Annotated in this window: 3 protein-coding genes and 1 pseudogene; 2 read left to right on the forward strand and 2 right to left on the reverse strand. The window is 75.7% G+C overall.

The window, feature by feature from the left end; all coding sequences use genetic code 11:
* A pseudogene (locus tag ACFU6K_RS36325) lies at positions 1–365 on the reverse strand (D-alanyl-D-alanine carboxypeptidase); the annotation flags it as partial.
* A 255-nt stretch (positions 366–620) separates the two neighbouring features.
* On the opposite strand from ACFU6K_RS36325, the gene ACFU6K_RS36330 reads away from it, so the two are divergent.
* The gene (locus ACFU6K_RS36330; protein WP_380670512.1) at positions 621–818 is read left to right on the forward strand and encodes a hypothetical protein; all 198 of its coding nucleotides are present in this window, start codon (positions 621–623) and stop codon (positions 816–818) included.
* Between the two features lie 57 nt (positions 819–875).
* On the opposite strand, the gene ACFU6K_RS36335 is transcribed toward ACFU6K_RS36330, so the two are convergent.
* Entirely contained in the window at positions 876–1,679 is an 804-nt protein-coding gene (locus tag ACFU6K_RS36335; RefSeq protein WP_380670514.1) for a TetR/AcrR family transcriptional regulator, read from the reverse strand.
* An 81-nt stretch (positions 1,680–1,760) separates the two neighbouring features.
* Between ACFU6K_RS36335 and ACFU6K_RS36340 the strand changes: the two genes are divergently transcribed.
* Positions 1,761–2,580, forward strand: an 820-nt coding sequence (locus ACFU6K_RS36340) for a siderophore-interacting protein (RefSeq protein WP_380670516.1), incomplete at its 3' end; no start/stop codon positions are given.

Consider the following 2,580-nt stretch of genomic DNA (forward strand, 5'->3'; position numbering starts at 1 on the left):
GTGGTGACCTTGTGTTCGGTGGCCCGGTCGACCTTGGGCAGCACGGTGTCCGCGAACAGCATCTTGAGGGTGCTGGCCGGGGGCAGTTGCAGGTGGGCGTCGCGGGCGGCGAGCACCTCGCCGGTGGCCGCGTCGGCGACCAGCCAGGAGCGGCCGGTCAGGTCGGACGGCAGCGCGGGCGCCCCGGCCAGCGGCGCGACCTGGACGGCCGGGCGGCCGAGCCGCTCCCCGCCGACGGCGGGGACGGAGTCCTGGGCGAGGGAGGCGGGGGCGGCGACGGCGAGGACCAGGACGGCGCAGGCGGCGGCTCCGGCCGCGGTCACGGCGGCGGAGGACGACTTCAGGGGTGTGCGGGTGGGGAACACACGGCGAACGTACCCGCGCCGCCGCCGGGCCGCCGGGCCTGCTGCTCCGTCCGGAGCCGGGCTGAGCCGTCCGGAGTCGCGCCGGGCGATGAGGAGCCGTCCGGAGCCGTCCGGAGCCGTGAGGAGCCGTGAGGAGCGCCGTGAGGAGCCGGGCCGAGCCGTCCCGGAGCCGTGCGGAAGGGACGACTTTGGTGGCACCGGCCCGCACCGAAAGTCGGATGTCCGGCGGAGGGCCGGATTCCTAGGCTCGGGAGCATGAAGACCCTGCTCGGCTACGTCGGCTCCGTGTTGATCGTCGGCGGCGCCTCCGGCCTGCTGTCCACCTGGATCGACGGCTTCCGGCTGTTCGGCTTCGTCCGGGTCCTGGTGCCGGCCGGCCACGAGATCGCCGGGTACAGCACCCTGGTGGTGCTCGGCGTCCTGCTGGCGCTCCCCGCCGCCCGGCACGGCTAGAACGCGCCCGGCACGGCTAGAACACGTCCGGCACGGCCTGGAACGCGCCCGGCACGGCTAGCGCACGCCCGGATCGCCCGGGGGCGCCTCCGCCGCGATGCCGTCGAGCAGCACGGCGAGCCCGGTGCGGAAGGCCTCCCGGTGGCCGTCCTCGGGGGCGCCGCCGCCGGTGCTCTGCAGGGCGACGAGCAGGGGGAAGCGTTCCGCGAAGTCCGGTGCCAGCTCGGCGAGTCGGGCGGATCGGGTGGCCCACCAGTCCTCGTCGGCGATCCCGGTGGCGGCGGCCGCGCCGCGTGCGTCGGCGGTGGTGGCGGCCAGGCCGCGGACGAACTGCCAGAGCGCGGCGACCGCCCCGCGCAGCCGCGCCGGCGCCAGGCCGGCCGGCCGCAGTGCGCGCAACAGCGCCTCCATCGCGGCGAGTTCGGCGGGGCCGAGCACCGGGCGGGCCTGCGAGACCTGGAGCACCCAGGGGTGGCGCAGGTAGCAGGCGTACAGGGCCTCGGCCCAGGCGGTGACGGCTTCCCGCCAGCCGTCGGCCGGAGGGGGTCCGCCGGGGAATTCGGCGGGGAGTCCGGTGGCGAGTTCGGCGAGCGCCCGGTCGTGCATCAGGTCGAGCAGTTCGGCCTTGCCGGGCACGTAGGTGTAGAGCGCCATCGCGGTTCGGCCGAGCCGTTCGCCCACGGCGCGCATCGACAGCGCGGCCATGCCCTCGGCGTCGGCCACCGCGATTCCGGCGGACACGATCGCGTCGACACTCAGGCCCGGCTTGGGGCCGCTGCGCCCGGCGCGCGGCTCCTCGGGCGCGCCCCAGAGCAGGGCGAGCGCGCGGTGGGCGTCGCCCTGCCCGGCGTAGACGGTCATCCGACATCTCCTTATGGCGTAAAGTATCGCTTCGACGGCAACTCTTTATGCCGTAAGGTTACCAACCGAAGGGGTTTCGCGATGACATTGCCCGTCACCTTCGTCGAGGTCGTCGAGGTCCGCCGGATCACGCCGCGCACCGCCCGGATCACCTTCGCCGCCGAGGAACTCCCCGACGCCGTCGGCGGCGTCCCGGACCAGCAGCTCAAGCTCTGCTTCCCGCGCCCCGGGCAGCGCGAGCCGGTGCTGCCCGCCCGGCAGGACGACCCGATGGGCTGGTACCAGGCCTACCTGGCGATCCCGGAGGCCGAGCGCCCGCTGCTGCGCAGCTTCACCCTGCGCGGCCGGCGGCCCGGCACCCGGCTGGTCGAGATCGACTTCGTGCTGCACGGGGACTCCGGTCCGGCCGCCGCCTGGGCGGAGCGGGCCGTGCCGGGGGACCGGCTCGGGATGGTCGGCCCCTCCGCGCTGTACGCCCCGGCGGTCCCGTTCGCCGAGGCCGCCACGGCCGCCGACTGGGTGCTGCTGGCCGGCGACGAGACCGCGCTGCCGGCGCTCGCGACGCTGCTCGGGGTGCTGCCCGAGGGGGTGCGGGCGTACGTGTGGATCGAGGTCGCCGACCGGGCGGAGCGCCAGGAGCTGGAGAGCCGCGCCGAGTTGGAGGTGGAGTGGCTGTACCGCGACGGCGCGGCCCCGGGCACCGTGCTGACCGAGGCGTTCCGGGACGGCGTGCTGCCGGGGGGTGAGCCCTTCGTCTGGCTGGCCGGGGAGGCGGGGGCGGTCCGGGAGGTCCGCCGGCTCCTGATTGAGGAGCAGGGGGTGCCGAAGGAGGACATCGACTTCACCGGCTACTGGCGCCACCGGCTGACCCAGGACGACGCGCCCACCGCCGAGGACCTGG

Source organism: Kitasatospora sp. NPDC057512, assembly GCF_042802135.1.
Lineage (GTDB): Bacteria > Actinomycetota > Actinomycetes > Streptomycetales > Streptomycetaceae > Kitasatospora.